Source organism: Pandoraea sputorum (assembly GCF_000814845.2).
Taxonomy (GTDB): Bacteria; Pseudomonadota; Gammaproteobacteria; order Burkholderiales; family Burkholderiaceae; genus Pandoraea; species Pandoraea sputorum.
The window spans coordinates 4,321,629-4,346,956 of the sequence record NZ_CP010431.2 but is presented as its reverse complement, the minus strand read 5'-3'; the positions used below and the strand labels follow the sequence as shown (position 1 = coordinate 4,346,956).

Genomic DNA, 25,328 nt, shown 5'->3' with positions numbered 1-25,328 from the left:
AAAATCCTAAAGAATCAAGAGATCGGTACGATAACCCGCGTGTGTCCCACTTTCTTGGTTTTGCCATGCCATCACTCTTGATGATTCACCCAACCAAGTCTGAGCGACGAGTGAAGACAGGTTTCAACTGGGCTGCGCTACTGTTCGGATCGCTGTGGGCGTACGCCGAGGGATTGGTCCGTCGGGGCGGGCGATTAATCGCCGTCGATTGCGCAGCAGGACTGCTTTGGTCAATCGGCCATCCGGCGGCGATGTTGGCGGGGAGCAGCTTGTTTTTTGCGAAGAACATCGTTGTCGCCCGGTCGGGAGGTGCGTGGTTGCAGCAGCATCTTGTCGATCATGGCTATCGGACAGCCGTCTGAGCCGCTTCGTCATCGGGATAGCCTGATGGTCGGGGCTCACCGCCGTCGAAATCCCTAATGGATCGGTGGCGTCACACCGGCGATACTGGTTGGGACGATAATGGGCGCCACGCCCACCATTCCCTTTATTGCGCTGTCCCCTGTCATGGCCGCCGAGATTCAGATTCCCATTCGTACGGAGTGCCCGCCCGGTGCCTGCACCTGCGAGCGGGAGGTCCTGTTGCAGGACCCGAATGGCGACCGGCGCATTCTGATGCTCACGCAGGCCGAGGAGAAGCGACTGGTGGCCCGCATCGAGGCGGCGACGAGCTATGCTGATCTCAGGCATCTGGCGAAACGGATCCACGAGCAACTGGGCATTCAGTTGCAGATCGGTCCCGGCCCGAACGAAGTCCGCACGGTGAGCGGTTTCGATATTCATCTTGAGGAATGCCCGGGTCTGTGTCGCAAAACCCGGGCCGCCATTCCTGCGGCCGTGCGCCGATGTCTCAAGGAGCGTCCGGAAATCGCCTACGAAATCCTGAACGCCCACGATCTGTTCGGCAACTGAACGTCACGACCGTCCGCATCGGACTTACGGACGCGGCGGAAACTCCCCGTATTGCACCGCGATGCAGAAATTCATCGGCAGGAACGGCTGCATGTTGTTGTGCGAGCCGCCGTTGCCGACGACGCTAATCGCCTGCGGCGAGAGAGAGACGGGCGACTGCAACGCCGTGTCTTCGAGATAGGTATTGTTGCCCCCCGCGAAGAATCGCATTGGCAGACGGTCGCCCGGCGTCAGCGACGATGGACGACCACCGTTCACGTAGGCCGTATGCGTATGCATCGGGACTTGGGTGTCGTCCAGGGTCACGGTCTCGGAGCCCTGTCGCTTGTACATATCGGTCGGTGCCGTCATGCCTTGTACGATCTGGCCGCGCAGATCGGGGACTGCGAACGTGAGTTTGCCGTCACCACCATACAGATTGCCGATCACGGCGAACAGCGTCGGAAACGATCGGATCTGGAGTATCGAGCCGTCACAGAATGCCCAGCCGTTCGGCGCATAGTTGCAGGCGAAGATACGCACTTCGCCAATATAGTATTCGTCCATGATTTGCTCGGGTCAGCCTTGCGACGGATAAAGGCCATCCATCGCGATGATGTAGTTCATCGTCACGGTTGGCATGATGTTGGCGTGGGCAGCAGGGGCGGCACTGCCGGATGGCGCGATGGCCTGGGGAGATAACGCTGCTTTGCCCGTGGGGTTACGGGTGCCGTTGTCGTAAAAGTTCTCCTTCGTCACCGCCAGCAGGAGATCGCTGGCGGGCGTCACCGATGTCGCATCGCTCGACGTGGCGTTGATCACATGCGTGTGTCCGGGCATTTCCTCTGGCTTGAGCGTGACGCTCGCGCTGCCGATCTTTTGACCCATCGTGCGCGGCGTCAATCCAGGCGCCTGGCCCATGCCAATCGGCACCTGAGCGCGCAGGTCCGGGAGCGCAAAGTCCGACCGCCCATCGCCGCCGTAGGTCGTACCGATCAGGGAGTAGAGCACTTCGAAGTCGGAAATGTTGACCTTCTGTCCGTTGCAAAGCATCCAGCCAACGGGCGCGTAGGTGCCGGCGAACAGGCGAATTTCGCCAATGTACGGTGTCATGTCGAACTCCTAGCTGCGCGAAGGGTAGATGCCATTGACGCAGATCATGTAGTTCATGACCAGCGATGGCTGCATGTTGTTATGGCCGAGAGCGTCGCTCGTCGTGCCGCAGGCTTCCGGGGATTCCGCTGACAGCGTGCTCGACGTGACCGGACCGTAGAGCAACGGACCGTCGGTCGTTTGGCCGTCCTTCACATTCACGCTCTTGGCGAGCACCCGGTTCTTGTCCGGCCCCACCACCGGTTGCGTGGCGCCGATCGCGGCAGTGTGGAATTCGTGCGTGTGCGCCGGAATCTGTTGCGCAGTCAGGGTGACGGTCTCTGTGCCGTTCGGGACCCCTTGCTCATATTTGCCGGGCTGGCGGTGCATCGCGACGCGCCCACGCAAGTCTGGTAGCCGGAACGTCGTCCGGCCGTCTCCTCCGTATTGCACGCCAAGCAACGAATACAGCGCCTGATTGACATTAACGTTCATGTAGCGCCCGTCGCACGGCAACCAATCGCGTGGAGACATGGCGAACGAGAACAATCGTATTTCCCCGAGATATGCTTCTTCCACTGGTCTTTCCTCGTTAAGTGGCGACGCCACGATCTTTGAATTCTTATTGGCGCGAATTGTGCCATCTCAAACCAAACTTTCAAATTTATTTTGAAGTCCTTTGGGTTTGAGATTTTTATAAAACGATCGTTTGAAGTCGGATTGCCGGTGATTTGAATGCCAATATCTCTACGGATTAACCCTAGGAAATGTCGCTTGAAGGTGGGGTGGGAGGAACATTGCTTGACGTATATTTCATGGTTCTTTTAACCTTCGCCAACAAAGCAAATCCAGTTGGTTAGTACAAAAAAGCATTATAAAAAATACCGAAAAATATGGTAGGCGAGTGCTGCTGGCTATTTCGGTGGTTGAAATGGTGAAAATAACAATGGAGTTCCGGCCGATCGTTCGGTCGGGGTTCGGGGGCCATAGACATGAAGCGCGAGTACTTACGGGGTAATTCCGCAACGATGCGGCAGTTGGGTAGCCGGACATTCATCGACCCGCCACGGTCACTACCACGCCCGATGCGCGTGGAAACTTCCTGAGTTTTCCTTTTCGTAGACGTCGCTGATGCACCGCGATTACGCGCGTGCGACTCCCGTTGTCGACGCAGGTGCGGTCGCGCGCGTGGCGCGCGACACGGTCGGTGGTCTGTTCTCGCTTTTTCCCCGTTCACGTCATGTTCCCAGGTATGAATGCCCCCGGCGCGGCCTCGCGCTTCTCCCATGTGCGCTCAGGTCTGTGTGCCGTTTGGTTCCATTGCTTGCGCGTGCTGGTCGCGCTGTTGCTGTTCGGCTTTGCGTCGTCGGCTATGGCTGCGGTGTGCTACGTGTGGAATGCAGGCCCGGCCGGTGCAAGTTCTTACACGCTGTCGACACAAACCACGGCAGGGTTCCAGAACTGCGACCCTTTTTATGGGGACTTCGACGCCGGCGGCATTTATTCGGACGCGAGTCAGGGGACGTCCGATATTCCTTCGTCAACCGGAGACGGTTCCAAGCTAACGATCGATACCAACGCTGTACTTCCCGAGGACGTCGTGGTTTTCACACCGAGCTCGACGACGACCCAGACGCAGTGGACTTTCAAGCTGTTTGGCAGCGACGGAAGTTCCAGAGATCTGGTCATCAACCGTGAGCGCGGTGGTCCGGCAATCTCGGGCATTTCTCCCTCCTCCCGGCCTTCTGCCACAGGCGGTTCGGTAACCATCACCGGTAACAACTTCGTCAACAACGCAACGGTGACGTTCGGTGGAACGGCGGGCACCGGGGTGACGGTCGTCAGCCCCACGCAGGTCAATGTGACCGCGCCGCCGCACGCCGTCGGCACCGTTGACGTTGTCTTGACCACCTCCGGCGGTTCGGCAACGGCGACCAGCGCGTTTACCTTTCTCCCGTTACCCGTCGTGACATCCGTGTCGCCAACGCAAGGATCGACAGGCGGTGGCAACAGCGTGACGATCAACGGCACCGATCTCGGCGGGGCGACGGGCGTGACCATCGGCGGCAACGCGGCAGCGATCACCTCGAACACGGCGTCGCAGATCACGGTCACCGCGCCGGGGGGAAGTGCTGGGACGGTCGACGTTCTGGTGACGACGAATGGCGGCCAGAGCGCCATCAGTGCTTCGGCAAAGTACACATATGTCAGTACACCGACGGTGGCCTCGGTGACGCAGAACGAGGGGCCGCTCGGCGGTGGCAACACGGTCACCATCACGGGCACTAACTTCGTGGTCGGTTCGACCACGGTCAGCTTCGGTAGTACCCCGGCGACAGGCGTCGTCGTGAACAGCACCACGTCGCTGACGGCCACCGTTCCGGCAGGCGCGGCGGGCACCGTCGACGTTTCCGTCACGACCGCTGCGGGTACCAGCCCGCCCGTGCCGGGCGACCGCTATACCTATCTCGCGACGCCGACGCTGTCGGCCGTCTCTCCGAGCGCCGGGCCGACTGGCGGTTCGACGTCGGTGGCATTGACTGGCACAGGATTTACCGCGGGCATGACCGTGACGTTCGGCGGCACGTCGGCATCCGGCCTCGTCGTGAACAGTGCGACGTCGGCGAGCGTCAACGCGCCCGCGCACGCTGCGGGCAGTGTCGATGTCGTGGTGAGCACGGGGGGCGGCAGTGTTACGCTCCCCTCCAGCTACAAATATGTAGCCGCGCCGACGGTGACCGGCGTCCTCCCGCCCACGGGGTCGGCGTCGGGCGGCACGCCCGTGACGATCAACGGCACCAACCTGAGCGATGTCACGGATGTCAGGTTTGGCGCGACGAGCGCCGCGTTCACGGTCACCGGCCCCGGCTCGATTACCACGACGTCACCCGGCGGGACCGGGACCGTGGATATCACAGTGACGTCGCCGGGCGGTACTAGCGCCACAGGCGCGGCCGATCAGTTCACGTATATCCCGGGGCCGACCGTCTCGTCGATTTCGCCGACAACCGGTCCCGCAGCGGGCGGTACCAGCGTGACGATCACCGGTGCGAATTTCACGGCGGCCTCGACGGTGGCGTTCGGTTCCACGGCGGCAACGAGTGTCACCTTCATGAACTCGACCACGCTCAACGCCACGGCCCCCGCAGGGACCGGCACGGCCGATGTCCGCGTGACGACCGCCAACGGTACCTCGCCAATCGTGTCGGGCGACGTATTCACCTACATCGGGGCACCCACCATCACGTCAATCTCGCCAACGAACGGTCCGGGCGGGGGCGGCACGAACGTGACGATCAACGGTACGGGCTTCACGGGCGCTACGGCGGTGACCTTCGGGGGGACGGCCGCCACGACGTTCAATGTGACCAGCAGCACGTCGATGACGGCGCAAGCGCCCGCAGGTACGGGCACGGTCGACATTCGTGTGACGACGCCGGGCGGCACGACCGCGATGAGCGCTGCCGACCAGTTCACCTACGTCGACGCGCCGACCGTGACGTCGATTTCGCCGGCCGCAGGCCCGACGGCCGGGGGAACGACCGTGACCATCAACGGCACTAATCTATCCAACGTGTCGGGCGTGAAGTTCGGCGCAACCAACGCAATTTCGTTCAGCGGCGGTACGGGGACGCAACTTACCGCCATTTCGCCTGCTGGCGCGGCCGGTGTGCTGGATGTGACGGTCACCACACCGGGCGGAACGAGTGCCACGGGCGCTGGCGATCGGTTCACGTATGTCGCTGCGCCGACGGCTGCCCCTGTCTCGGTGTCGGTGCCGTTCAACAGCGCTGCCGCACCCGTCAACGTCGACCTGTCGAGCGGGGCGAGCGCCGTGACGCTGGTGAGCGTCGGCACAGGTCCGTTGCACGGACAGGCAACCGTCAGCAGCAACACCTCACTCACTTACCGGCCCACGGCCGGGTACTCGGGAGGTGACTCGTTCACGTACACGCTGACGAACGTCGGTGGCACGTCCACCGCCGGTACGGTGACGGTCACCGTCGGAACGCCGACCATCACGTACTCCCCGCCAACCACGTTGCAGGCGAGCGTGGGGGCGTTGTATTCGTCGACGGCACTCGCTGTCGCCAGCGGCGGCTCGACACCGTATAGCTACTCCATCACCACCGGACACCTGCCGCAGGGTCTGACGCTCGATTCGAACGGTACGCTGCATGGCACGCCCACTTCGGTCGATGTGCAGGACATCACGGTGACGGCCACTGATAACGCAACGCCCGGCGGTCCTTACTCGGCGACGAGCGGCACGATCCGGATTACCACGGTTGCGCCGACGATTGCGTTCAGCACCACGTCGCTGACGGCGGTGCCCAGCGGCACAGCATACAACCGGTCGGTCACGGCATCGGGCGGTACCGCTCCCTATAGCTACTCGATCGTCGGAGGGAGTCTGCCGCCGGGTGTCAGTATGAACACCGCGACGGGGGCAATCACGGGTGATCTGAAGAATGTCGGCAGCTTCACGTTCACGCTGCAAGCGAAGGATGCGAATCAGTTCCCCGCGCAGGTCGTACTGACCCTTCAGGTCACGGCACCGGTGCTGGCGGTCACCACGACCGCGCTGACCGATGCGGCCGTCGGGACGTCTTACACCCAGACACTCACCGCCTCGGGCGGCGTCACGCCCTACACCTTCACGGCGACAGGATTGCCGTCCGGTCTGAGCGTGACGGGCAACGCGATCTCCGGCACACCGACGCAGACGGGCACGTTCACGGTGGTGGTCCGCATGACGGACAGCACGGCAGGGGTCGGCGCACCGTACTTCGTCGACAAGACGCTGTCGCTGACGGTGAATGCGTCGCCGATGACGCTCTCACCGTCGACGCTGACCACGCCAATTGCCGGACAAGGCTATACGCAGACGCTATCAGCCTCGGGGGGCACGGCGCCGTATCGCTACGCCGTCACGAGCGGGACGCTGCCGACAGGGCTGACGCTCGATCCGGCCACGGGGATTCTGAGCGGCACGCCTACATCGACCGGTGCCAGCAACTTCACCGTCACCGCGACGGATTCCAGCACCGGTCCCGGCACGCCGCTCACGGTAGCGAAGGCGTTCGCGTTCAACATTACCGGCCAGGTCGCTTCGGCCCCGGCGGTGCAGACACAAACGCTGTCGAACGCACCGTTGCGCATTCGTGCGACGGCCAATGCCGTAGGTGCACCATTCACGCGTATTGCCATCGCCACGCCGCCGCAAAGCGGTACGGCGGTCGTGGAAGGGGAGGACATTGTCTACACGCCGACGGCGAACACCAACGGCGACGTGGCCTTTACGTACACGCTGACGAACGCCGTGGGCACGTCTGCACCGATCAGTGTGACGGTGTCGGTGAAAGCCGTGCCGGTCACGGCGGCCTCGCTCGAAGCCTCGGTGGCGGCGAACGGGACGGCCGATCTGGACATTACGTCCGGTGCGACCGGTGGTCCATTCACCGGGGCCAACCTCATATCGATTTCCCCGCCGAATGCGGGAACCGTCACGATCATCTCGACGGCCGCGGCGACGCCGGCGGCCGCTGGCGTGACACGAGCGGCTACTTTGCCGACGGGCAACACGTACACGTTGCGCTTCGTGCCTGCTGCGGCGTTTGCCGGCATGGCGGTGATCACGTACACGATCTCGAATGCCAATGCGACATCCGCGCCGGGCACCGTGAAGGTCACCGTCGCCCCGCGTAAGGATCCGAGCACGGACCCGGACGTCACTGGCCTTATCGGTGCGCAGGTCGAAGCGGCGCGGCGCTTCGCCACGACGCAGATCGGCAACTACAACCAGCGTCTCGAAGCGCTGCACGGCAAGGGACGCGCGCCGTCCAGCAATGGACTGAACGTGGTGCTGCCGTCTTCGGATCGCGGCAGCAGCCGTGATCTGTCGCGTTGCCAGGACATCGCAGGCATTACCGATCGCGACGCCTGTCTGCGCGGCGAAGTCAGCCCGACGGCACTGAGCAAGGCCAAGAGTCTCGACGTGCGCGACAAGAGCGTGGGTGCGAGCGGCGTGGCGACCGGCGAGTCGGGAGACGGTCCGAACCTGCCCGGCGTCGGCGCGGGAGACGACCAGCGCTTCGCCTACTGGACGGCCGGTACGGTGGACTTCGGTTTCGCCAACACGGCGGCCCAGCGCTCGGGCTTCAAGTTCACGACCGGTGGCGTGACGATGGGGGCGGACTATCGCTTCTCGGACCAGTTCTCACTCGGCGCGGGCGTGGGTTATGGCCATGACGCCACGGATATCGGCAGTTCGGGCACGCGAAGCACGGGCGACAGCTACAGCGGCGCGATTTACGCGAGCTTCCGTCCGATGCCGACGTTGTTCGTCGACGCCGTCGCGGGCTACGGCACGCTCAGTTTCGACTCGCGTCGCTGGGTCGTCGATGCGAACGACTTCGCCACCGGCAAGCGCAAAGGGCAGCAGTTCTTTGGCTCGTTATCGGCGGGTTATGAATACCGCACCGACGATTGGCTGTTCTCTCCGTACGGGCGTCTGACGGCATCGCGCTCCACGCTTGATCAGTACAGCGAATCCGGTGCGGGGTTGAATGCGCTGACGTACTTCAAACAAAACGTCAACACGTTGTCGGGCACGCTCGGTGTGCGCGCCGGCTTCGCGAAAGCGACGCGCATCGGCACGTTCTCACCCTATGTGCGTGTGGAGTTGCAGCACGATTTCAACGGGCAGAGTCTTGCCGGGCTGGCCTATGCAGATATCGCGTCGAGCGGGCCGGTGTACTTCGTGCCAGGCAGTCCGTATGGCAGCGATCGCGTGCAAGTCGGTGCGGGAACGAAACTGCGTACGGGCACGCTCGTCTTCGGGCTGGACTACAGCGTAACGACAGGGATGGGCGGATTGCAGCAGGGCTTCCGGCTGACGTTCACCGCACCGTTCTGAGCGTCGTCGTCAGAGGTTAAAAGGGCCCGCCGATCATTGGATCGGCGGGCCTTTTACATTCTGTCATCGCCCCCTGGCGTGCTCGCCGCGCAGGGTCATCACCGCGCTGTCCACGCGCGCGACGACCTTGCCGTCCTCACGTTGGATGTCGCATTGATAGTGCGAGACGGTGCGTCCGCGATGCGTCGCCCACGCGCGTGCCAGAAGTCGTGCGTTCCACACCGGGCGCAGGAACGTCGCCTTCAGATCGATGCTCGTGAACGTCTCGCCTTCGCCCATGAGCGTCGAGTGTGCGGTGCCGATGGCCGCGTCCGCCAGCTCGCACAGCAGGCCGCCGTGTACGGTGCCTTGCTGGTTGCCGTGGATCTCGGGATGGGTATTGAGTTCGATGACGGCGAGCGCCTCGCCGACTTCCACGATCCGAAAGCCGAGGAATTGCGAGATCGCCGTCGGGTAGCGCATGTGGATGGCATCGTCGCCGTTGAGCGTGCCGTCGAGCAGTCGCTGCAAGTAGGTCAGCACGGGGTATTGCGCATCTTGGGGAATGTCGGTCGTCTGGGGCATGGGGGTCTCTTTTGGCGTTTGCGATCTGAAGTGTCGCCGCCTAAAATCGGACAATCAAGAAATTGTCCTACGTACAGTCATGACCGATTCCCTTGTTTCCCCCGTTTCCCCGGTATCCGCGCTCGTCGAGCGCCTGTCGGACGATATCCGCAGCGGTGTGCTGCCACCCGGCGCTGCACTGCCGACGCATCGAAAGCTCGCGTCGCAGTACGGGATTGCGATTGCGTCCGCGACCAAGGTCTACGCGAAGCTGCGAGATCTGGGACTGGTCGTCGGCGAGGTGGGGCGGGGGACATTCGTACGGGATCGTCCGATGCAGCGCGAGTGGGACGTCGACGACGAGGCACGGCTGAGTTCTAGTGCCGTGGATCTTTCGTTCAATCATCCGTCATGGCCGGACCAGAGCGAGTTGTTGCGCGCGACGTTGCGCGAGTTGGCGACCGCTGGCGATCTCCGTGCGCTGATGCATCAGCAGCCGCCCGGTGGCCGGCAACATGAGCGCGAGACGGTGGCGGCGTATCTGCGTCGCGCGCGGGGGATCGACGTGCCGGGCGAACGCGTCTTTCTCGTCGGTGGCGCGCAACAAGGTCTCGACGTCGTGGTGCGAACGGCGTTGCGCCCCGGCGACGCTGTGGCCGTCGACGCGTTGACGTATCCAGGATTCAAGATGACGGCATCGCTAGCGGGACTGGCGTTGAAGCCCGTCGCGTCGGGGCACAGCGGTCGTGACGCGCGAAGAGGGCATGTGGTCCCCGATCTCGACGCGTTGGAAGCGGTGTGCCGTCGCCATGCCGTGCGCGCCATCTACACGATGCCGACGTTGCATAACCCGCTGGGCTGGGTGTTGAGTGCGGCACAGCGTCGGCGCTTGGTGGAGATTGCGCGACGTTACGATTGCGTGATCATTGAAGATGCGACTTATGCGCATCTCGTCGATAACGCGGGACCGTCTATCGTCACGCTCGCGCCCGAGCGGACGTTTTACGTTTCGAGTCTCTCGAAGAGTGTGGCGACGGGGTTGCGCTTCGGGTATGTCGTTGCGCCTGAAGCCTGCGCAGCGCAGGTCAAACGTGTAATGCGGGCGTCGTACTGGAGTCTGTCGAGTGTGGTCACAGCCATCGCGACCCGCTGGCTGGCGAGCGGCGATGTCGAGCGTCAGGAGGAACGTCAGCGCGCACAGGCGAAGTGGCGTCAGACGGTTGCGTGTGAGGCGTTGCACGGCATGGATGTGGTCGCGCATCCGTCGTCATTGTTTCTCTGGCTGCCGTTGCCCGAGGGGGTGCGCATGGATCGGGTGGCGTCCGCGCTGGCTGCCCGCGGTATCGCCGTATCGAAGGCGCAGGCGTACGCCACCACACGCCACGCGCCTCATGCCCTTCGGCTGGGGTTGAGTTCGATGAGCGAGGCGCAGGTCGCGCCGGTGCTCGCCGAGGTGCGCGAGGTCATCGAGCGGATGCCGTTGTGATGGGCGGCAGCGGATCTCTCGCATCACGGGATTTCACTACCTTGCATAAGTTGCGCCTCGCAACTACATTGGTTGCGAGGCGCAACTTTTTTGCGCCGCCGTCACGTCTGACGTTATTTCCGATCTGTGTGAGATGCCCTATGGACCTCGTCGATCTGCCCGGTAAGCCCCGCGAAGCGGAGATTCTCGAACTCCGCGATTTCTCCCGAAAACTGGTGCGCGAGCTGGGGTTCATGCGAACCACGCTCGCCGACAGCGATCTCTCGCCATCGGCCGTCCATGCCATCATCGAAATCGGCGCGACGCCCGGCATCAGCGCCAAAGATCTCGGCAATATTCTGCGTCTCGACAAATCGAACACGAGTCGGCAAGTGGCGAAGCTGGAGGCCAGCGGCCTCGTGCGTCGTGCGACAGCCAACGACGACGCGCGAACCTCCGAACTCTCGCTGACCGAGGCCGGGCAAAAGCTGCGGCGCAAGATCGACCGCTTCGCGACGGATCAGGTGTCGAGTGCACTGCGACGTATCGTGCCCGCAGATCAGGAGGCGCTGGTCCGCTCACTCGCGTTATATGCCGATGCGCTTGCCCAGGACAATTCGGCGAAGCGGGTGGACGAGGTCGGGATCGATGCGCAGATTGCGCAGGGATATCAGCCCGGATGTATCGGCGATATCGCGAGCCTGCACGCACGCTACTACGCAGAGCACTGGGGCTTCGGCGCTTACTTCGAGAAGAAAGTGGCGACGGGGCTGGCGGAGTTTGCCGGGGCGTTGCCAGCGGACGGCAAAGCGCTATGGTTGTACGTCGAGAACGGACGCACGCTGGCCTCGCTCGCCATCGATGGGAATCTCGAGACGGGCGTCGCCCACTTGCGTTGGTTCATCGTGGACGACGCGCTGCGGGGCTCGGGCGTTGGGCGGCGCCTCATGTCGGCGGCCATGACGTATGTCGACGCGCGATTCGACGAGACCTACCTGTGGACGTTCAAAGGGCTCGACGCTGCGCGTCATCTTTATGAATCGTTCGGTTTTCGTCTTGCCGAGGAAGCGGAGGGTGAGCAATGGGGAAGCCGCGTCGTCGAGCAGCGGTTTAATCGTCGCAAGGCGCGTCGCAAGGCGTGAGCGGTCACGACTTACGTAAGAAGTGTCAGGGCATCGCCAAGCGACAGCACCGTCGTTCTCGAATCGAAAGCCGTTGCGAAAAGATGATCGTGAACGATCGTATCGGGGTCGTAGCAACAGTCCTTGACAGTGAAAAGTCGGTAATCGGCGTCGCTCGCGTAGGCCACGGAAGACAGCATGACCCCGGTCGAGGCGATGCCGACCATCATCAGGGTGTCTACGCCGCTCGCGCTCAGTCGTAACTGAAGATCGGTGCCGTAGAAAGCGCTGGCGCGGTGCGCGATGACGAGCGGCTCGTCGTCGCGTTGCGCCAGTTCAGGCGAAATTCTGTCGTCGACGAACAATCCCAGTCGTTTCACGCCTTGCCCGTTGCGGTTCATCGGGCTGACTTCCGGATAGCCGGGGCTGAAGTGGAATTTGACGAAGTAGACGGCGATCCCCCGGGCGCGCGCTGCGTCACATAACGCACGTGTGTTGGCGAGCAGCGTTGGCGCGACGGTGGGGAACAGCGCGAGGATGTCCGTCTGATAGTGCATGACGATCAGTGCCGTCTTCGTCGGGATCAGGGTCTTGCTGAAGGCGTCGGGGTTCTGCGACGCCGGATCGGCGGACTTGCGTTCGACAGGTGACGTCATCGGATGTCTCGAGAGAGAGTGTGACGCAGAGGGATGGCGCGTGACGCGACGACTTTACCAGAAGGCGCCAATATGTTTGCTTGATGTGACGATGCCCATCGCCATGAGTGATCGGAAATCGGACGCTGCGATGTGGGTATTTTGCTGAAGACTGAGTTTCGCCGTGGGAGTCACGTAGACGCTTGGCGACAAGGTGGGGGCTGGCGGTACGTTTGAGAACGCGTCGCAGGGACCTGAAAAGCAAAAAGCCTTGATTTCTTCGCGAAATCAAGGCTTTTTACAGCGTTTGGTTGCGGGGACAGGATTTGAACCTGTGACCTTCGGGTTATGAGCCCGACGAGCTGCCAGACTGCTCCACCCCGCGTCTGAGAAGAAGAATAATACGGGTATTCTGCGCATTGTGTCAAGCATTTATGACATTAAATTTAAGGCGCTCCCGAAATTCATGCGCGAGGTGTGCGTTTTTTAGGCATCCTGCGCATTCCCCGTTCACCACCGGATCGTAACGCCCGCCTGTACGGAATGGCTGAGGGAGGCGGGATTCAGGCCGCGTTTGTATCCCACATCCAGATCGAGATCCTTCGTCGGGCTATAGATAACGCCGACCAGTGCGTAGGCCGGTTTGGTCGACGTCGAGCTGTCGGGATTGGTCGCCAGACCGATGTCGCCGACGAGCCGCACCTCCTCCGTCACATTGAAGAGTACGGCCGTCGACGCGTTCCACAAGCTCGTGCGATTGCCCAGACCGTTGTTATTCCACGTGTAGCCGACGTTCGCGAGGAATGTCCAGCGATCGAGGTTGTACTGCATCAACAGATTCGCTCCGGTCGTCGCGCGGCCGTTGCCGAGGCCGCGGTCCTGACTGGCCGTCGGGAGTGTGATGAAGGGTTTGAAGCCGAGACTCCATTGTTCCCCTTCAAGGAAGCGCCATTTGGCTTGTAGTTGAAGATCGGTGAAGCCGCTGGTCCAGCCGTCGCCATCGGGGCGCGTGCGCTGATAGGGCGCTTGAATGGCGACGTCGAGATTCGAGAGCACGCCGTAGGTCAGTGTGTTGTTCCACTGCTGTTGACGCGACGTCGGTTGCGTCAGCCATTCACTGTTGAGTTCCAGCTGCCAGTTGCCAGTATCTTGCGTACCGGTGTCGTCCGTGACGAGCGGGTTCGCCGCGTGTGCTGCCAGCGGAGCGAGTGTCGCAGCGAGGATCAGAAACTTCTTCATCGAAAACTCCGGCGGGACCTGTTCTCTGTGTACGGCGTGGTCTTGCTGTGAATCTGCTGTGGATTTGCTGTGAATCCGACTGTCGATTTGCCGGGAGCGCGATGGATTGCGCAATCGGTCGGCGGGATCGTAATGTCCGTATATGACACCGTCAATCGGATTGCGCTGAAAAAACGGCGAACGTGTCGTATTTGCCGATGTTTCCGGTTTGTGAGGGCGAGGGCCTTGCGCGTTGGTTTTCGGTGTGGTGACGAGCAGCGAAATTCTGCAAGCCGTGGTCGATGCGCGGTGATAGACTTCGGCCCCTTTTAAGTGCGGAATCGCATGCGGTTTTCGCGGGCCGTCACCTATCCACTCGTTCTTCATGCAAGCCAGAAGTCATCTCATTTTCGGTGTCGGCGCTACGTGGCTGATGCATCGCACCGGTTGGGCCGCCAGCGTTCATGCGTGGCCGCTTACGCTCGTCGGCGCTTTGTTGCCCGACATCGATCATCCAAAGAGTATGTTAGGGCGGCGCATTGCCCCGTTGTCGATGGTGATCTCCGGGGTGTTCGGACATCGCGGTATGACGCACTCTTTGTTGCTGCCGGCGCTCGCCATCGCGGCATGTATTTTTAGTTGGGGACATGTGCCGCCGTGGATGCTCGCGTTATGTGCGGGATATCTCTCGCATCTGCTGGCCGACTGGTTGACGCCCTCCGGTGTGCCGCTTTGCTGGCCGCTTCGAACGCGCTTTCGGTCCCCGCTGTATGTAACAACGGGCTCGGGTGCGGAGTGGTGCGTCGCGGCGGCGCTGGCGTTTGCGATGTGGCGGTGGTGGTAGTGCACCCGGCGGCACGCGTTCGGCGATGTCGTTCGTCGGGCGTGGGTGTCGGACGGCGAAGGTTGAGTGATTGGACTGACTGAGCGCCTGTCAGCGTGAGGTGATGATGGTTAGCGCCAGGTCAACGGCGGTTCATCCATCAATGCCACTTGTTCACGAAGCTCAAGGATTCGGTCCTGCCAGTAACGTTGCGTGTTGAACCACGGGAACGCGGCGGGAAATGCGGGGTCGTTCCAACGTCGGGCGAGCCAGGCGCTGTAATGTAGTAGGCGCAACGTACGCAAAGCTTCGGTCAGATGCAGCTCACGGGGATTGAAGTCCGCGAAGTCTTCGTAGCCGGAGAGGACTTCGTCCAACTGGGCGGTCATCTCCGCGCGCGTGCCGGAGAGCAGCGTCCACAAGTCCTGCATTGCCGGGGCCATGCACGTGTCGTCGAAATCGACGAAGTGCGGGCCTGCGTCCGTCCACAGGACATTGCCGCCGTGGCAGTCGCCGTGCACCCGTAGCAGTTTTACGTCTCCCGCTCGCTCATAGGCGCGGGCGATGCTGTCGAGCGCCAGGTCGACGATGGTGCGCCAGGCGTCGCGCAAGTCGGACGGGATGAAGTCGTTCGTCCACAGATAGTCGACGGGGGCGCGGCCGTAGGTGTCGATGTCCAGCGTGAGGCGGTGTTGGTACGGTTGCGTTGCGCCTTGGGCGTGGATACGTCCGAGAAAGCGCCCGAGCCAGTTGAGCGTGTCTGGATCCTGGAGCTCGGGCGCGCGGCCGCCGCGTCGCGGGAAGAGAGCGAAGCGGAAGCCGTCGAAGTGATGCAGGGTCGCGCCGTGAATCTCGAGCGGGGCGACGACAGGAATTTCTTGCTGCGCGAGCGTCAGGGTGAAGGCGTGCTCTTCGAGGATGGCGTCGTCGGTCCAACGCAGCGGGCGGTAGAACTTCGCGATGAGCGGCGGGCCGTCTTCCATTCCCACCTGATAAACGCGGTTCTCGTAGCTATTGAGGGCGAGCAGACGCCCGTCGCTAAAACTCCCAAGTTGTTCCACGGCGGTAATGACCGTGTCGGGGAGCAGTGCGGCGAACGGGTGCTGGGGCGCATCGGCGCCTTGGGGGAGATCGGTGTTCATGCGCCTATTGTGCCCAAAGGTGAGGGCGCATGTGAGGGCGCGTCGAGCGGTCCCTATATAGAGAGCGACGACGCATGCGATGCGAGACAGACCGAGGAAAATGCGCCTTCGTAAAAATTGTTTCACAAAGGGCTTGCGCTCACCCACGAACGTCATTAATATCTCGTCTCTCGCAACGACAGCGACGCAGCGAAAGCAGCGACGAGGTTGGAGCGACGGGCCGCAAAGCCCGGTGGTTAGTGGTTTTGGAGCTTGCGAGTCGCTGCGGCGACGAACGAAGAAAGCGAAAAAAACTGTTGACGACGACGAGAAGCTGCGACATAATCTCACTTCTCTGTTGCTGATGCAGCGACGCAGAAAACGAAGCGACGGCGCGGTAATTAAGCGACGAAGCCAAGTCAGATGCGATTGATCTTTAAAAATTAAACAACCGATAAGTGTGGGCACTCGATGAATAGTGCGTCTGCTTCGGCAGATAAGCTTTAAATTTATTGAGGCTCACATAGTAATAGGTAAGTTAAGTAATTAACTTGTCAGCATACTTTGAGAGCGACCGGTTCTAGTGATTTATCACGAAAAACCGAAAACAGTAACAGGTTTAAACTGAAGAGTTTGATCCTGGCTCAGATTGAACGCTGGCGGCATGCCTTACACATGCAAGTCGAACGGCAGCACGGGTGCTTGCACCTGGTGGCGAGTGGCGAACGGGTGAGTAATATATCGGAACGTACCTTGTAGTGGGGGATAGCTCGGCGAAAGCCGGATTAATACCGCATACGCTCTGAGGAGGAAAGCGGGGGACCTTCGGGCCTCGCGCTACAAGAGCGGCCGATATCAGATTAGCTAGTTGGTGGGGTAAAAGCTTACCAAGGCGACGATCTGTAGCTGGTCTGAGAGGACGACCAGCCACACTGGGACTGAGACACGGCCCAGACTCCTACGGGAGGCAGCAGTGGGGAATTTTGGACAATGGGCGAAAGCCTGATCCAGCAATGCCGCGTGTGTGAAGAAGGCCTTCGGGTTGTAAAGCACTTTTGTCCGGAAAGAAATCCTCTGGGTTAATACCTCGGGGGGATGACGGTACCGGAAGAATAAGCACCGGCTAACTACGTGCCAGCAGCCGCGGTAATACGTAGGGTGCGAGCGTTAATCGGAATTACTGGGCGTAAAGCGTGCGCAGGCGGTTTTGTAAGACGGATGTGAAATCCCCGGGCTCAACCTGGGAACTGCATTCGTGACTGCAAGGCTAGAGTATGGCAGAGGGGGGTAGAATTCCACGTGTAGCAGTGAAATGCGTAGAGATGTGGAGGAATACCGATGGCGAAGGCAGCCCCCTGGGCCAATACTGACGCTCATGCACGAAAGCGTGGGGAGCAAACAGGATTAGATACCCTGGTAGTCCACGCCCTAAACGATGTCAACTAGTTGTTGGGGATTCATTTCCTTAGTAACGTAGCTAACGCGTGAAGTTGACCGCCTGGGGAGTACGGTCGCAAGATTAAAACTCAAAGGAATTGACGGGGACCCGCACAAGCGGTGGATGATGTGGATTAATTCGATGCAACGCGAAAAACCTTACCTACCCTTGACATGTACGGAAGTCTGCTGAGAGGCGGATGTGCTCGAAAGAGAACCGTAACACAGGTGCTGCATGGCTGTCGTCAGCTCGTGTCGTGAGATGTTGGGTTAAGTCCCGCAACGAGCGCAACCCTTGTCCTTAGTTGCTACGCAAGAGCACTCTAAGGAGACTGCCGGTGACAAACCGGAGGAAGGTGGGGATGACGTCAAGTCCTCATGGCCCTTATGGGTAGGGCTTCACACGTCATACAATGGTCGGTACAGAGGGCTGCCAAACCGCGAGGTGGAGCTAACCCCAGAAAACCGATCGTAGTCCGGATCGCAGTCTGCAACTCGACTGCGTGAAGCTGGAATCGCTAGTAATCGCGGATCAGCATGTCGCGGTGAATACGTTCCCGGGTCTTGTACACACCGCCCGTCACACCATGGGAGTGGGTTTTGCCAGAAGTAGGTAGCCTAACCGTAAGGAGGGCGCTTACCACGGCAGGATTCATGACTGGGGTGAAGTCGTAACAAGGTAGCCGTAGGGGAACCTGCGGCTGGATCACCTCCTTTCTAGAGCATGCACTGGAAGTTGAGTGTTCACGCTTATCGGTTGTTGACTGCGTAGATCTAAGTCGGGTCTATAGCTCAGTTGGTTAGAGCACCGTCTTGATAAGGCGGGGGTCGATGGTTCGAGTCCATCTAGACCCACCAAGCTTTTAACCACTGCGTGACAGACTCAAGTGGTGGTAAGTCGGCTTGATTGGGGGATTAGCTCAGCTGGGAGAGCACCTGCTTTGCAAGCAGGGGGTCGTCGGTTCGATCCCGTCATCCTCCACCAAAAACCTTAGATCACATCGATGTCAGTCAAAAGCGCTTTACGTCTGTAGTAAATCCCCTGTGATGAATTACAAGCTAAGTGAGTGCTTTTGAATGACAGCAATGTCATGCAGTTTATGTTCTTTAACAATTTGGAAGAAGAAGTAGTACAACGGAAGCGCGTTAGAGATGGCGCGTGGAAATTGTACGGGTTGTGATTGTATCAACCAGTATTTAAGTGATCGAAAGATGACTTGGAATACGGCACAACGCTAATACTCAACCTATGAAGAATGTGTCGAAAGACGCACTCGTTATAGGGTCAAGCGAATAAGTGCATGTGGTGGATGCCTTGGCGATTACAGGCGATGAAGGACGCGATAGCCTGCGAAAAGTTGTGGGGAGCTGGCAAATAAGCATTGATCCACAAATGTCCGAATGGGGAAACCCGGCCTTTTAGGTCATCCTAGACTGAATACATAGGTCTAGCGAAGCGAACGCGGCGAACTGAAACATCTAAGTAGCTGCAGGAAAAGAAATCAACCGAGATTCCCAAAGTAGTGGCGAGCGAAATGGGACCAGCCTTCAAGATTTAGCACCGGTGTTATCAAAACGGAATGGAAAGTCCGGCCATAGTGGGTGATAGCCCCGTATGAGAAAACCCTGGTGTGGAACTAAGCTTGAGAAAAGTAGGGCGGGACACGTGAAATCCTGTCTGAAGATGGGGGGACCATCCTCCAAGGCTAAATACTCGTAATCGACCGATAGTGAACCAGTACCGTGAGGGAAAGGCGAAAAGAACCCCGGGAGGGGAGTGAAATAGATCCTGAAACCGCATGCATACAAACAGTCGGAGCCTCGTAAGGGGTGACGGCGTACCTTTTGTATAATGGGTCAGCGACTTACATTCAGTGGCGAGCTTAACCGAATAGGGAAGGCGTAGCGAAAGCGAGTCCGAATAGGGCGTTCAGTCGCTGGGTGTAGACCCGAAACCAAGTGATCTATCCATGGCCAGGTTGAAGGTGCGGTAACACGTACTGGAGGACCGAACCCACTAACGTTGAAAAGTTAGGGGATGAGCTGTGGATAGGGGTGAAAGGCTAAACAAACTTGGAAATAGCTGGTTCTCTCCGAAAACTATTTAGGTAGTGCCTCGTGTATCACCTTCGGGGGTAGAGCACTGTCATGGTTGAGGGGTCCATTGCGGATTACCTCGCCATAGCAAACTCCGAATACCGAAGAGTGCAATCACGGGAGACAGACATCGGGTGCTAACGTCCGGTGTCAAGAGGGAAACAACCCAGACCGCCAGCTAAGGTCCCTAAATATTGCTAAGTGGGAAACGAAGTGGGAAGGCTAAAACAGTCAGGAGGTTGGCTTAGAAGCAGCCACCCTTTAAAGAAAGCGTAATAGCTCACTGATCGAGTCGTCCTGCGCGGAAGATGTAACGGGGCTAAGCAATATACCGAAGCTGCGGATGCGAGCTTGCTCGCATGGTAGGAGAGCGTTCTGTAAGCCTGTGAAGGTGTCTTGTAAAGGATGCTGGAGGTATCAGAAGTGCGAATGCTGACATGAGTAGCGATAAAGGGGGTGAAAGGCCCCCTCGCCGTAAGCCCAAGGTTTCCTACGCAACGTTCATCGGCGTAGGGTGAGTCGGCCCCTAAGGCGAGGCAGAGATGCGTAGCTGATGGGAAGCAGGTTAATATTCCTGCACCGTCGTATGATGCGATGGGGGGACGGATCGCGGAAGGTTGTCCGGGTGTTGGAAGTCCCGGTCCCTGCAGTGGAGAAGGCGCTTAGGCAAATCCGGGCGCGTAATTCAAGGCTGTGGGGCGAGCGAACTTGTTCGCGAAGCAATTGGAAGTGGTTCCAAGAAAAGCCTCTAAGCTTCAGTCATACGAGACCGTACCGCAAACCGACACAGGTGGGCGAGATGAGTATTCTAAGGCGCTTGAGAGAACTCGGGAGAAGGAACTCGGCAAATTGGTACCGTAACTTCGGGATAAGGTACGCCCTTGTAGCTTAACTGGCCTGCGCCAGAAGGGTGAAGGGGTTGCAATAAACTGGTGGCTGCGACTGTTTAATAAAAACACAGCACTCTGCAAACACGAAAGTGGACGTATAGGGTGTGACGCCTGCCCGGTGCCGGAAGATTAAATGATGGGGTGCAAGCTCTTGATTGAAGTCCCGGTAAACGGCGGCCGTAACTATAACGGTCCTAAGGTAGCGAAATTCCTTGTCGGGTAAGTTCCGACCTGCACGAATGGCGTAACGATGGCCACACTGTCTCCTCCCGAGACTCAGCGAAGTTGAAGTGTTTGTGATGATGCAATCTACCCGCGGCTAGACGGAAAGACCCCATGAACCTTTACTGTAGCTTTGCATTGGACTTTGAACCGGTCTGTGTAGGATAGGTGGGAGGCTTTGAAGCAGGAACGCTAGTTTCTGTGGAGCCGTCCTTGAAATACCACCCTGGCTTGTTTGAGGTTCTAACCTAGGTCCGTAATCCGGATCGGGGACAGTGCATGGTAGGCAGTTTGACTGGGGCGGTCTCCTCCCAAAGTGTAACGGAGGAGTACGAAGGTACGCTAGGTACGGTCGGAAATCGTGCTGATAGTGCAATGGCAAAAGCGTGCTTAACTGCGAGACTGACAAGTCGAGCAGGTGCGAAAGCAGGTCATAGTGATCCGGTGGTTCTGTATGGAAGGGCCATCGCTCAACGGATAAAAGGTACTCTGGGGATAACAGGCTGATACCGCCCAAGAGTTCATATCGACGGCGGTGTTTGGCACCTCGATGTCGGCTCATCTCATCCTGGGGCTGTAGCCGGTCCCAAGGGTATGGCTGTTCGCCATTTAAAGAGGTACGTGAGCTGGGTTTAAAACGTCGTGAGACAGTTTGGTCCCTATCTGCCGTGGGCGTTGGAAGTTTGAAGGGGGCTGCTCCTAGTACGAGAGGACCGGAGTGGACGAACCTCTGGTGTACCGGTTGTCACGCCAGTGGCATCGCCGGGTAGCTATGTTCGGAAGAGATAACCGCTGAAAGCATCTAAGCGGGAAACTCGCCTTAAGATGAGACTTCCCTAGGAACTCGATTCCTTTGAAGGGTCGTTCAAGACCAGGACGTTGATAGGTCAGGTGTGGAAGCGCAGTAATGCGTTAAGCTAACTGATACTAATTGCCCGTAAGGCTTGATCCTATAACCAGTGTGTTTTTCCTGGTGTGAGTATCGCTGTGCCGATACAACTCACAACCCACAATATTTGTTGTACTACGCTTCTTCCGAATTGGTTTTGTTGACCTCAGGTCAGCAGAACATACAAGTTAAGCCTGATGACCATAGCGAGTTGGAACCACCCCTTCCCATCCCGAACAGGACCGTGAAACGACTCCACGCCGATGATAGTGCGGATACCCGTGTGAAAGTAGGTAATCGTCAGGCTCCCCTTAAAAACCCCTTGCTACAGCAGTAGCAAGGGGTTTTTGCTTTGTAGCGCTCGCTTTGTAGCACTCGCTTTGAGCGCACTCGGGCATCCACCGCTCTTAATCTATCCCACTCATGTATTGCGAGTGCGGCAACGCTTCCTGAAGAAAACGACGCGTTCGGTTTTCGTTAAGACAGGTCCAGCGATCAACGCTCTCTCGCAATCCGTCAGATTCCTGACGTTGTTGAGCACTTTGTTTTGCCTAGACGTGGGCGCTTGGCAACTGAACGTCGACTGGCGAACGATGCTCGCTGAAGATTTGTTCGTTGAATGACGCGCGGATCCCCCCCCACCGATCGAAGCCCTCTCTCGATCAACCGCTCGGACGCGTCGCTGTCGTCCGGCCAAGCACGCCGGGTTCATCGAAGTGATTTGAACAACTCATCCAGCCTTTGGGCAGCGTTAGTCCTGCGCAAATTCCTCACATCCCTGCAAGACGCCGCGCTGCTCGATCGACGTACACAAGGCGCGCGAGACACCCATACGTCGCGACAGAGGGCTAACGTAAATGCCTTCGAGAAAGACCACAGGGGATTTGTCGCAGCCGTTGGCGTAATCTCGTCGCATGGGCGCCTCGGCAAATCCTATGGCGTCTGCGTCAGGCGACACGGCGATGACCGCTAAGTAGCGCTCTGATTGCGACAGCAAATCTTCGGTCTCTTGCTGATGCTCCGCCTGGCTCGCTTGAGGCCAAAGCACTTTCTTCGTCTCCCCAACGATTGCGCTCCTTCCGAGACTTGCTCAATCGCCTGGTCACGTATCAACGATTGGTATCAACGCCTGCCTGGCTGCCTGACGCCGTATTCCCCAAGCGTGCAACTGGCGTCGATCATTCCCGTGGGGGACGTGATTCGACCAGAACACGTTGGCTACGATCAGCGGTACCGCCTGCACTCCCATCAACTACGACGCCCATCGGCATCTTCACCGGATGACAGGAAATCCCAGCCTTAACGTGGACGTGTTCAGTATGAGCGGGTTTGGCCACCCTTTATGCGCATTTTCAGGAGCGCGGATACTAGGTCGTGTGTTCCGCGACGTGTCACGCCCATGACCAACGTTTGGACGCTCTGGCGAGTGGTCTGACAGGGAGGAGAGGGATTGGCTGAGGGGATGTTGTGAGTCGATGTGCGCGGGATCACGCTTATCGACTCACAGGAGGACGCTGGAATTTATACGACGTTAAGCGCAGTAGCGTGGGAATAGCACACTACGCCAAACGTCCCAATCGCGCGGATCATGCCGAACGAGTTGTCGACAGGACTCGGCGGACGATGACGATGCAGATGCCTGCGAAGACCAGCAAGGCAAGCCATTCCGACGTCGGGGCAAAGCTGCTGCCGACGATGGCCAGGGGGGCGTCGGATCCAGTGAAGCCAACGACCATCGCCATCGCAACGCCCACCAGACTCTCACCTACGATCAGGCCCGATGCCAGCAACACGCCGCGTCGTTCAGCCGCTTCCGCATACGGTCCGAAGTCCTTCCCTTGCGCCTTAGCGCGTGCCTTCAACACACGCTGTGCAATCCAACCCAGCACCGCACCGATCACCAGTACGGAACCAATCGTCGGGGGGAGATAGATACCGATGCCCACCGCAATGACCGGGACACGCGCAACACCACCACGCTTGGCCAACGCTGCATCAATCGCAATCAACGCTAGCCCCAGCACCGCGCCGATGCCGAGCATCGACCAGTCGAGCTGGTGCGTGAAGATGCCCTTGGCAATCGCCGTCATGAGAATCGCCTGCGGCGCCGATAGCGCCTGAGACGGGTCCATCCCGGCGCGCGGCAGCGCATCGGTGAACCCATATGCGTTGTACAGCAGGTTCAGCACCGGCGGAATCACCGCTGCACCCACGACACAACCCACCAACAGCGCCACCTGCTGACGCCACGGCGTCGCGCCCACCAGCCAACCCGTCTTCAGATCCTGCAGGTTGTCGTTGGAAATCGTGGCAATGGCGATGACCGCAGCCGTCGTGAAGAGCGCCAACGCAATCGCGAGCTTGCTGCCGCCAGCCGTATCGAGTAGCCCGCTCGCCTGACTGACGCTCAGAATCAGCAGTGACACCAACACCACCGCCACGATGCCGATACCCGAAATCGGACTGGCAGACGATCCCACCAGTCCCGCCATGTAGCCACATGCCGCCGCGACCAGAAAGCCGAAGACCACGGCGAACACCACGCTGCAAATCACCAACGTCGCGATACCGCCGAACGAGAGCGGCGCATCCGCGAGGAACACACCGAACGTCACGACCCACACCGCCACGCACAGCAACGTGAGACCGATCACCCAGTACGGGGACAGATCCTGCTCCGTGCGACCTGGCGCCTGTCCATTACCCGACTTACCCCGCGCGCCACGCGCCTTGCCCAACGCCGCGAACGACGTCTTCACGCCATCGACCATCGGCTTTGCCAGCGTGATCAGTGTCCAGATAGCCGCCACGCCGATCACACCTGCCCCGATGAATCGGACCTTGTGTTGCCACAGCCCATTCGCGAAAGCAGCCATCGCCAGCCCATCGGGATTCGGCGTGATAGCGGTGAGCACCGGTACCGCAACGCCCCATGTAAGCACTGCACCCAGCAAAATCGCCAGCCCCGACACGATGCCGATGAGATAACCGGCACCGATCAACGCGAGCGAGAAGCCGGTCGTCAGACGAAAGACCGCAGCGCCCGCCGGGATCCACGCGGTAATGCTCTCGCCTAGGATCTTCAGGCCCGCCGTTGCAAACGCGAACAGCGCCGAGACGATCCCGCCGAAGGCAATCTCTCGCACACCGCTCGCTTCGTTACCCGTCGATGCTTTTGCATTGGTAGACGACGTGCCCTCGTCCCCTTCACTGCCGACGCGCAGGATCTCCGCCGCCGCCACGCCTTCCGGATACGGCAAGTCACTGTCGACGACCATCGCGCGACGCAGCGGAATCGTGAACAGCACGCCAAGAATGCCGCCGGACGCACAGATCGCCAACGTCAGGCCAAACGGAAAGCCCTGCCAGTGTCCGATCATCAGCAAGCCGGGCAGCACAAAGATGATCGATGAGAGCGTGCCGGCCGCAGACGCCTGCGTCTGCACCATGTTGTTCTCGAGGATGTTGCCGCCACGCAGCGCGCGGAGTACCGCCATCGAAATCACGGCAGCAGGAATGGAGGACGAGAACGTGAGACCGACCTTTAGGCCGAGGTAAACGTTGGAGGCGGTGAACACTACGGTGATCAGTGCGCCCAGGATCATGCCGCGTACCGTCAACTCGGGGAGCGAGACGGCGTCGGGAATTCGGGTCGGATGAGATGCCATGTACGAATAGGGGGGATTTTCGCCCAATGGGAATGTGGCGCAGATTGTATGCGCCTGCGTGGTGCACCGCCAGTCTTGACGAGCGCACTAGAACGACCGTTCGAATCTGACCCTATCACCCGCCAGATCGTCAGCATCCGCGTCGGATGGTCGTTAAACGGAAAAACCTTTCAAATCCATCCACTTATCAGATGGAATCCAACTTTTCTCAATCGATTTATTGATGGATGATGCGGGTTTTCCCTAGAAATAAAGCCAGTACGTAACCCCGTCGGACCAAATGGACCAAATGGACCC

General features: G+C 59.6%; 15 protein-coding genes, 3 tRNA genes and 3 rRNA genes. 11 read left to right on the top strand and 10 right to left on the bottom strand.

Features of this window, described 5'->3' with window-relative positions; genetic code table 11:
* The first annotated feature begins 41 nt into the window (after positions 1 to 41).
* The gene (locus NA29_RS19120; RefSeq protein WP_224786965.1) at positions 42 to 362 is read left to right on the top strand and encodes a hypothetical protein; all 321 of its coding nucleotides are present in this window, start codon (positions 42 to 44) and stop codon (positions 360 to 362) included.
* A gap of 145 nt (positions 363 to 507) precedes the next feature.
* Complete coding sequence (locus tag NA29_RS19115; protein ID WP_039404015.1) at positions 508 to 912, top strand: hypothetical protein; 405 nt, start codon at positions 508 to 510, stop codon at positions 910 to 912.
* A 24-nt stretch (positions 913 to 936) separates the two neighbouring features.
* Here NA29_RS19115 and NA29_RS19110 read toward each other — a convergent pair whose 3' ends face one another.
* From NA29_RS19110 to NA29_RS19100, 3 genes are read right to left on the bottom strand one after another with little or no spacing between them, the layout of a single operon-like run.
* On the bottom strand, positions 937 to 1,458 hold the full coding sequence (locus NA29_RS19110) for a phage tail protein (protein ID WP_039400553.1): 522 nt from the start codon (positions 1,456 to 1,458) through the stop codon (positions 937 to 939).
* 12 nt (positions 1,459 to 1,470) lie between these two features.
* Positions 1,471 to 2,004 carry a phage tail protein gene (locus NA29_RS19105; RefSeq protein ID WP_039400551.1) on the bottom strand — a complete coding sequence of 178 codons (534 nt, stop codon included), beginning with the start codon at positions 2,002 to 2,004 and terminating at the stop codon, positions 1,471 to 1,473.
* Between the two features lie 9 nt (positions 2,005 to 2,013).
* On the bottom strand, positions 2,014 to 2,532 hold the full coding sequence (locus tag NA29_RS19100; protein WP_052253068.1) for a phage tail protein: 519 nt from the start codon (positions 2,530 to 2,532) through the stop codon (positions 2,014 to 2,016).
* A gap of 703 nt (positions 2,533 to 3,235) precedes the next feature.
* Here NA29_RS19100 and NA29_RS19095 point away from each other — a divergent pair.
* Positions 3,236 to 8,902, top strand: a complete 5,667-nt coding sequence (locus tag NA29_RS19095) for an IPT/TIG domain-containing protein (protein ID WP_052253067.1) — start codon at positions 3,236 to 3,238, stop codon at positions 8,900 to 8,902.
* A gap of 63 nt (positions 8,903 to 8,965) precedes the next feature.
* Here the strand turns inward: NA29_RS19095 and NA29_RS19090 are convergent, their stop codons facing one another.
* Positions 8,966 to 9,466, bottom strand: coding sequence for a PaaI family thioesterase (locus tag NA29_RS19090; protein WP_052253066.1), 501 nt, complete (start codon positions 9,464 to 9,466; stop codon positions 8,966 to 8,968).
* Positions 9,467 to 9,545: 79 nt separating this feature from the next.
* Between NA29_RS19090 and NA29_RS19085 the strand changes: the two genes are divergently transcribed.
* A complete protein-coding gene (locus NA29_RS19085) occupies positions 9,546 to 10,931 on the top strand; it encodes an aminotransferase-like domain-containing protein (RefSeq protein WP_039400545.1) in 1,386 nt (461 codons plus the stop codon).
* 140 nt (positions 10,932 to 11,071) lie between these two features.
* Complete coding sequence (locus tag NA29_RS19080; protein ID WP_039400542.1) at positions 11,072 to 12,052, top strand: bifunctional helix-turn-helix transcriptional regulator/GNAT family N-acetyltransferase; 981 nt, start codon at positions 11,072 to 11,074, stop codon at positions 12,050 to 12,052.
* Positions 12,053 to 12,063: 11 nt separating this feature from the next.
* On the opposite strand, the gene NA29_RS19075 is transcribed toward NA29_RS19080, so the two are convergent.
* The 3 genes from NA29_RS19075 to NA29_RS19065 form a co-directional block, all read right to left on the bottom strand.
* The gene (locus NA29_RS19075) at positions 12,064 to 12,687 is read right to left on the bottom strand and encodes a cysteine hydrolase family protein (protein WP_084103937.1); all 624 of its coding nucleotides are present in this window, start codon (positions 12,685 to 12,687) and stop codon (positions 12,064 to 12,066) included.
* A 287-nt stretch (positions 12,688 to 12,974) separates the two neighbouring features.
* Positions 12,975 to 13,051: transfer RNA gene (locus tag NA29_RS19070), tRNA-Met, on the bottom strand.
* A 125-nt stretch (positions 13,052 to 13,176) separates the two neighbouring features.
* Entirely contained in the window at positions 13,177 to 13,905 is a 729-nt protein-coding gene (locus NA29_RS19065; protein ID WP_039400539.1) for a transporter, read from the bottom strand.
* Between the two features lie 364 nt (positions 13,906 to 14,269).
* Here NA29_RS19065 and NA29_RS19060 point away from each other — a divergent pair, with 364 nt between their 5' ends.
* On the top strand, positions 14,270 to 14,728 hold the full coding sequence (locus NA29_RS19060) for a metal-dependent hydrolase (protein WP_039400536.1): 459 nt from the start codon (positions 14,270 to 14,272) through the stop codon (positions 14,726 to 14,728).
* A 110-nt stretch (positions 14,729 to 14,838) separates the two neighbouring features.
* Here NA29_RS19060 and NA29_RS19055 read toward each other — a convergent pair whose 3' ends face one another.
* Entirely contained in the window at positions 14,839 to 15,849 is a 1,011-nt protein-coding gene (locus NA29_RS19055; RefSeq protein WP_039400533.1) for a serine/threonine protein kinase, read from the bottom strand.
* Between the two features lie 600 nt (positions 15,850 to 16,449).
* On the opposite strand from NA29_RS19055, the gene NA29_RS19050 reads away from it, so the two are divergent.
* The 5 genes from NA29_RS19050 (at position 16,450) to rrf (ending at position 21,669) form a co-directional block, all read left to right on the top strand.
* A 16S ribosomal RNA gene (locus NA29_RS19050) occupies positions 16,450 to 17,982 on the top strand.
* A 64-nt stretch (positions 17,983 to 18,046) separates the two neighbouring features.
* Positions 18,047 to 18,123: transfer RNA gene (locus NA29_RS19045), tRNA-Ile, on the top strand.
* Between the two features lie 51 nt (positions 18,124 to 18,174).
* Positions 18,175 to 18,250 (top strand) — tRNA-Ala (locus tag NA29_RS19040).
* Positions 18,251 to 18,548: 298 nt separating this feature from the next.
* A 23S ribosomal RNA gene (locus tag NA29_RS19035) occupies positions 18,549 to 21,426 on the top strand.
* A gap of 130 nt (positions 21,427 to 21,556) precedes the next feature.
* Positions 21,557 to 21,669: ribosomal RNA gene (rrf, locus tag NA29_RS19030) — 5S ribosomal RNA — on the top strand.
* Together the 16S, 23S and 5S rRNA genes with 2 tRNA genes alongside form the textbook arrangement of a ribosomal RNA operon.
* Before the next feature lie 445 nt (positions 21,670 to 22,114).
* On the opposite strand, the gene NA29_RS19025 is transcribed toward rrf, so the two are convergent.
* Together NA29_RS19025 and NA29_RS19020 are read right to left on the bottom strand one after the other, a co-directional pair.
* Positions 22,115 to 22,411: a GNAT family N-acetyltransferase gene (locus tag NA29_RS19025; RefSeq protein WP_052253065.1), complete on the bottom strand. Its 297-nt coding sequence runs from the start codon at positions 22,409 to 22,411 to the stop codon at positions 22,115 to 22,117.
* A gap of 538 nt (positions 22,412 to 22,949) precedes the next feature.
* Complete coding sequence (locus tag NA29_RS19020) at positions 22,950 to 25,031, bottom strand: OPT family oligopeptide transporter (RefSeq protein WP_039400527.1); 2,082 nt, start codon at positions 25,029 to 25,031, stop codon at positions 22,950 to 22,952.
* Positions 25,032 to 25,328: the final 297 nt, after the last annotated feature.